The sequence below is a fragment of the Pararhizobium sp. genome (assembly GCF_035497515.1).
Lineage (GTDB): Bacteria > Pseudomonadota > Alphaproteobacteria > Rhizobiales > Rhizobiaceae > Pararhizobium.
In genome coordinates this window covers 1-6,301 of sequence record NZ_DATJDJ010000129.1, presented here as the reverse complement: position 1 = coordinate 6,301, position 6,301 = coordinate 1, and the positions used below count along the sequence as shown (strand labels likewise).

The 6,301-nt window shown below is 61.0% G+C and carries 5 protein-coding genes and 1 pseudogene; 3 read left to right on the top strand and 3 right to left on the bottom strand.

The window, feature by feature from the left end; genetic code table 11:
* Positions 1-713: pseudogene (locus tag VL202_RS13845) on the top strand (DNA polymerase thumb domain-containing protein); the annotation flags it as partial.
* Between the two features lie 317 nt (positions 714-1,030).
* Here VL202_RS13845 and VL202_RS13840 read toward each other — a convergent pair.
* Positions 1,031-1,177 (bottom strand): DUF1127 domain-containing protein, encoded by a 147-nt coding sequence (locus tag VL202_RS13840; RefSeq protein ID WP_325464694.1) that lies wholly within the window; start codon positions 1,175-1,177, stop codon positions 1,031-1,033.
* A 170-nt stretch (positions 1,178-1,347) separates the two neighbouring features.
* Entirely contained in the window at positions 1,348-2,328 is a 981-nt protein-coding gene (locus tag VL202_RS13835) for a 3'-5' exonuclease (protein ID WP_325464693.1), read from the bottom strand.
* A gap of 582 nt (positions 2,329-2,910) precedes the next feature.
* Here VL202_RS13835 and VL202_RS13830 point away from each other — a divergent pair.
* Entirely contained in the window at positions 2,911-4,107 is a 1,197-nt protein-coding gene (locus VL202_RS13830) for an MFS transporter (protein ID WP_325464692.1), read from the top strand.
* Between the two features lie 4 nt (positions 4,108-4,111).
* Here VL202_RS13830 and VL202_RS13825 read toward each other — a convergent pair whose 3' ends face one another.
* Positions 4,112-4,726, bottom strand: a complete 615-nt coding sequence (locus VL202_RS13825; RefSeq protein WP_325464691.1) for an FMN-dependent NADH-azoreductase — start codon at positions 4,724-4,726, stop codon at positions 4,112-4,114.
* A gap of 167 nt (positions 4,727-4,893) precedes the next feature.
* Between VL202_RS13825 and VL202_RS13820 the strand changes: the two genes are divergently transcribed.
* A partial coding sequence (locus VL202_RS13820) for a PLP-dependent aminotransferase family protein (RefSeq protein WP_325464690.1) occupies positions 4,894-6,301 on the top strand: 1,408 nt, incomplete at its 3' end.

The window sequence follows — 6,301 nt, the reverse complement described above, 5'->3', positions numbered from 1 at the left end:
TGCCACCGAGATTGCGCTGGAGATCCGCGCAAAGATCAAACAAGTCACCAACCTCAATGCGTCGGCCGGCATCTCCTACAACAAATTCCTGGCCAAGATGGCAAGCGACCTGAACAAACCGAATGGCCAGGCCGTCATCACCCCGAAGAACGGCCCGGGCTTTGTCGAAGCCCTCCCTGTCAAGAAATTCCATGGTGTGGGGCCGGCCACCGCCGAGCGGATGAAACGGCATGGTATCGAGACGGGCTTTGATCTCAAGGCGAAGTCGCTGGCATTCCTTCAGCAGCACTTTGGCAAGTTGGGTCCGTATTTCCACGGCATCGCGCGGCATAGACGAGCGGCAGGTCAGGCCTGACCGAATCCCCAAGTCGGTCGGAGCTGAAGACACATTTGCCGAGGACATTGATGATCTCGAACCGGCCAAGACCGTGCTGCGGCCCCTGGCCGAAAAAGTCTGGCGTTATTGCGAGGCGCACAACATCGCGGGAAAGACGATAACCGTCAAAATCAAATATTCAGATTTCAGCCAGGCCACACGCAGCAGGACGGTGTCCGGAGCCGTATCGGACATCGACATGATCCTGGAGATTGCTGAGACCCTGCTCGCATCAGTGTTCCCGTTTAAAGGTCCGGTACGGCTCCTCGGGATCACCCTGTCATCACTCAATACCGAAGAAAGCAGACAAGAACCGCAGCTCGCTCTCCGGCTCTGACGCACAGTCCTGGAACGAAAAAGCCTGCCGCGGGAGGAGTGCCGCTGTTCCTGTTCCCTCAGACGCCCCTTGGGAGGAGGAGTGGGCCGTCTGAAACACGAAGCTCTGCGGCAGGAGTTGCATCGCTTCGATGAAGTCAACATACCCGTTCTCGCCGCATACGAAATAGGCTTTGCTGCAGTGTTGACATGCGGAAAGTGCATCGCCTCGGTCGAAGGGGAGAAATCGCCAGCTTGGCGCCTCGCGGTGGCCCAGACACAAAGACGCCCGCGTCAAAAGCGGGCGTATCATCATTCAGGATTGCCTAGACTAGCGGACTAGCCGGCGACCGATTGGCGCGCAACCTTGTGGATGTCAGCACGATTGATACCGAGATCCTGCAGTTCGCGCGAGCTCATGCGGCCAAGTTCGGTAACGGTCTGACGGAACTTGCGCCAGTTGTTGAAGGAGCGTGCTACGTTCATGATGATCCCCTTTCGTGAGGTCTCTTGACGCTAGCAACCTTGCTTCGGTCCCAACGTCGTTTCGATGATTGGAATATAGGCCCTCGCGTGCCGATCGATAAGGCACAAGGTCTCAGGTCGGCCATGCGCTCAAAGCATGGGTCCGCTCATAAGATGGGCAGAAAGGGCTATCAGGCCCGGAACCGGTCGAAAGCGGTGAGGCGTTTAGTCGGTGGATCGGCGTCAGGATAGCGGTAGATTTCGCCCCTGAGATAGCGGAGCTCATCCTCGAGCGCTTCTTCCCCAACCTCGATCCACCAGGACTTGGGACGGCCGTCGCTTCCGTCGGACCAGCGATAGCCTCGCGCCTTCAGGTGATCCTTCATGTCGAAGGGACTGTTCTCCGCAAAGACTCGGATACGCGATCTCTGGCTTGCCTGATAGAGTTCGGCAAAAGCGGTGGAAGCAGATCCGTCCACCTCACGGGCCAGGACCTCCAAAAGCGCGAAACAATCATCGACAGCGCGATGACCGTCATGGAAATAGCCCGCCTGCCCGATCAGATATCCGAGTTTGGTGCCTTCATAGCCGCGCGACGACCAGTCGATCTCAGAGTTAGAGCAAGCCCAGGCCTTGCCGGAAAACAGATGGGAAAACGCCTCACAGAATGGCCGGTCGAAACCGGCATTGTGGGCGATCAACAGATCGGCCGGTTCAATCAGCGCCTCTAGCGCCGCCAGGTCGATCGTTTGCCCAACCACCATGTCGTCGGTGATTCCGGTGAGCCTGGTGATTTCGGAAGGAATGGAAACGCGCGGCTGTTGAAGGCCGCCGTAGACGCCAGTGACGTCACCAATGCTTCCTGCCCCATCGAAGGTGAAAGCGATCACGCCGATCTCGATGATCTCATCCTTGCGCGCATTGAGGCCCGTGGTCTCGGTGTCGAGAATGATGCCCTTGAGGAGGTACTCCGGGCGTGGGAATGGTGAGATTGCGCGCGGCACCAGTCTCTGCAAGATCCGATAGCGGCCTGTCTTCGACAGATGACGGACCATGTCCTCTTCACTCATCGGGATGGCATGAGTTTCGACCTTGGTGGATTTGGAGGTGCCACGCGTGAGCATCGGGTCGCGCGCAGCCTGCTCCGAAAACATGTCAAACTGTTCTGCCATTCCTGTTGTCAAATCCCCGGCGCCAATGTGCCACCTTCAAAACACGACATGATCGGCAGATCAACCTTGTTGGTGGGGGTGCGATTTCCGCCCACCTGGCGACCAAGGTTTATAATCGAGCGGTTTCACGCAGTGACAGCTCTTGGGTCGTCGGGCAGAAGCGGCCAAAATATGAATGGGCATACCAGCTGTAGCGGGAACCGCGAAAGCCGTTCGCCTCCCGCAAGACCGGTTAAAAGGGTTGCCGCAGGAGGTTCAGCTTAGCGTAGGCAACAAGCCGGAAACCGGGATCGACAGCCCCCGGCGCGCGGGTCCGCTCGTAAGCCAGCGACCGCCGCAGTGCCACTTTTGGCGGCTAAATGTGAATGCCGTGAACCGAGTAGACGCTTCGGCCCATGCGCTTCCAGTCTCAGTCGATTGCAATGGCGATAGAGCCATGGTCTAGCAACGGATGTCGATCATGGACCTGTCCAGCTAGGCCAAGATACTCCAAGTGTGGCCGTCTTTAGGCCCGCAATGCAATCGTCGGTGATAGCCTCTCGATCGTGGCGTCGGCGCGATGGGAACCCGGGGGACGATCAGATGACAGGCCTGCACACGGCACAAAGCCGCTTACTCATGGTCGCGGTCGTCGCGGTTTCACTCAATTTGCGACCAGCCATCGCGGCAATCGGTCCCCTGACAGGCCTCATTCTCGATACGACCGGCATGGGCTCGACCGGTATCGGGCTTCTCACCATGCTGCCCGTCTTCCTGATGGGCGTGGGTGCGATGTCGGTCAGGTTACTGCGAAAGGCGCTGGGCGAAAAGTTCGGTATCGGCTGCGGCGCCTTCATCCTTGCCGCCGCCTGTGTGAGCCGGGTCTGGTTCGATGGCGGGATCGGTCTGCTGGCAACGGCTGCCGGCGCGGGCGTTGGCATATCAATCGTTCAGGCGCTCGCACCGAGCTTCATCAAGCGAAATTTTGCCGAAAACACCGGACGCGCCATCGGCCTGTTTTCCACCGGCATCGTCTCTGGCGCGGCGATTGCGGCGGCAAGCGCGGCCGGGCTTGCGGATCGGTTCGGCTGGGCACCGGCGCTGGCGCTCTGGGCTGTTCCCGCCCTCCTCGCTTTGGCAATCTGGTCCGTCGCCAGCCGGGCCGCGGCGTCCGAGGCGCCGGCGTCTTCGTTGCCGGTCGAGACGCCGGCATTCTGGCGAAACCCGCGCAGCTGGTCGCTCCTCGTCTTCTTCGGTATCGGCACGGGCGCCTTCATGCTCGTGATGGCATGGTTGCCGCCCTTCTACGTCGAGCGGGGGCAGTCGCCACAGACCGCCGGCTACCTCCTGGCTGGGTTGACCTTCGTGGAGGCGCTGACGGCGCTTGGCCTCGCGGCGTTCATCCACCATTTTCCCGATCGCCGGGGCCCGCTGGTCACCTGCCTGGTCCTCGTCCTTGCCGGACTGGCCTGCCTCCTGATCGAACCCCTCATGCTTGCAGTTCCAGCCGTCTTGCTGCTTGGCGCCGGCATCGGCATTCTCTTTCCCCTCTCGATCATCGTTGCCATCGACCACGTCCGGAATCCTACCATCGCCGGCGATTTCACTGCCTTCGTGCAGGGCGGCGGTTACATTATCGCAAGTCTGGTTCCGCTGATGGCCGGCGCTCTGCGGGATGTCTTTGCAGACCTGTCGCAGGCATGGATGCTGATGGCGATCGGCATTGTCGGGCTCATCCTGCTTGCGCTGCGCTATTCGCCGGAGAGCTACCGCACCTTCCGGCAGAGCTTGCTCTCGTAAGCTGCTACGCCTGGAAGGTAGAGAAATAGGTTTGCAGCTCCTCTTCGGTCCTAGCCCGCGTCTCGGCCAAAGCGTCCGGCGAAGAGCCCGTCCCTTGAACCGAGAAGAAGGTCAGGTCCTTGAGCCCGATCATGCCCAGGATGACCCGCAGATAGGGCGTCAGGAAATCCGGCTGGTTCGCCCGCTCGCCCGAATACCGGCCGCCGGACGCGATGGCCAGGAAGACCGGACGGTCGCGAAGCGCTCCGACCTTGCCGGCCGGCGTGAGGTTGAACGTCCTGCGCACACGGACGACATGATCGATCCAGGCCTTCAGCGCAGATGGCATGGTCAGATTGTGCATCGGCGTGCTGATGATCAGGATGTCCGCACGCTCCAGCTCTCCAATAAGGTCTTCCGACTGTACGATCGAGCCGTCGCTCGAAACATCGACAGGGCCCCCTTGAGACTGCGCATAACTGCCATCGACCTGTGCCAGGCTGCCATTGCCGAGATCATGATCGATGACCTGCGCGCCCGGTTGCTTGTGCAGCAACAGAGCGACGATCCTCTGGGAGAGCCGATGGCTCTCGGATGCCTGGCCACGAGGGCTGAAACTGATGCGTAAAATTGTATTCATCGACCGATCCAATAGTTGGGGGAGCCTTGGCTCCGCATTTGCGATCATCGATGCATACGGCGGTCATGCCCTATATCGAAGGGCCATGAAGGAACATTTGAACTAAACCATGATCGCGCGCATGTGGTATAGCGGATCGGGAAACCTCCGAACGATCGGGATAGCCCATGCCAGACGTCACTCCGAGCAAGATCGCGCCGCTGGACCCTACGGCCGCAGAGCCGTTCTATCGCCAGATCTATGAGCGGTTTCGCAATGCCATTGCCAGCGGCCTGCTGAAGCCGGGAGACCGCATTCCCTCCGCGCGCGCGCTGACGCGGGAACTAGGGCTGGCGCGCGGGACCATCGAGACGGCCTATTCCCTGCTGGCCGCGGAAGGCTATGTCGAGGCGCGCGGCCAGGCCGGCACGATCGTGACGCCCGGCCTCAAGACCAGCTCGCCAATCATCAGCCCGCAGCCTCGGCCCGACAGCGCGATCGCGGCACCGAGCTTCCGCGCGGATTCGATCCTGCCGTTCCAGATGGGCCTGCCGGCGCTCGATGCCTTTCCGCGCAAGATCTGGGCGCGACTTGCCGCGCGTGCGGTGCGTGCCATGCAGCCCGCCGACATGGTTCACCCCGCCGTCTTTGGCTTGCCGGCGCTCAGGGCTCAGATTGCCGCCTACCTTCAGCTCTCGCGCGGGATTATCTGTTCGCCCTCACAGGTTTTTTTGACATCCGGCTACCGCCAGTCCATCGCGCTGATTGCGTATGCGCTGCTGAAAGCCGGTGATCGCGTTTGGCTCGAAGACCCCGGATATCCGCCGACAAGGGAAGTCCTTGGCCACATGCAGATCGAGGCGGCGTCCGTGCCAGTCGACCAGGACGGCATCAACGTGGCGGATGGGCTGACGCTTGCGCCCCACGCGCGGGCCGCCGTCGTGACACCGGCGCACCAGAGCCCGCTTTGCGTGTCGCTGTCGCTGCCCCGGCGCCTGGCGCTGCTCGAATGGGCGCGGCGGAACGATGCCTGGATCATCGAGGACGATTATGACGGGGAATATCGCTATGTCAGCCGACCCTTGCCAGCCCTCAAAAGCCTGGATCGTGACGGACGCGTGCTCTATGCGGGCACCTTCAGCAAGGTGCTGTTTCCGAGTATCCGGCTTGCCTATATCGTCGTGCCGGAAGCAGAAGTACAACGCTTCGAACAGACCTGCCAGGTGTTTGGGGGCGCAAGCCCGCAGCTCACGCAAGCCATCGTCACCGCCTTCATCACGGAAGGACATTTCGCGCGCCACATCCAGCGGATGCGAAAACTTTATGCTGGGCGGCGTGGGGTCACCGCGGCGGGCCTCGAAAGGATTTTGGGCAAACGCATGCATATCGATTCCCAGCCGGGCGGCATGCACCTGATCCTGCGCCTGCACGAAAAGCGATCGGATCGCGATCTCGTCGCCCGCATGCGGGAAGACGGCCTGTATGCCGAAGCTTTAAGCGACTGGATGGCCGGCGAGGACAAGGCCTCGGGGCTGCTGCTCAATTTCACCAACATCGACTCGCAGCGCAGCGCCGAGATACTCGCAGGCCGCATAC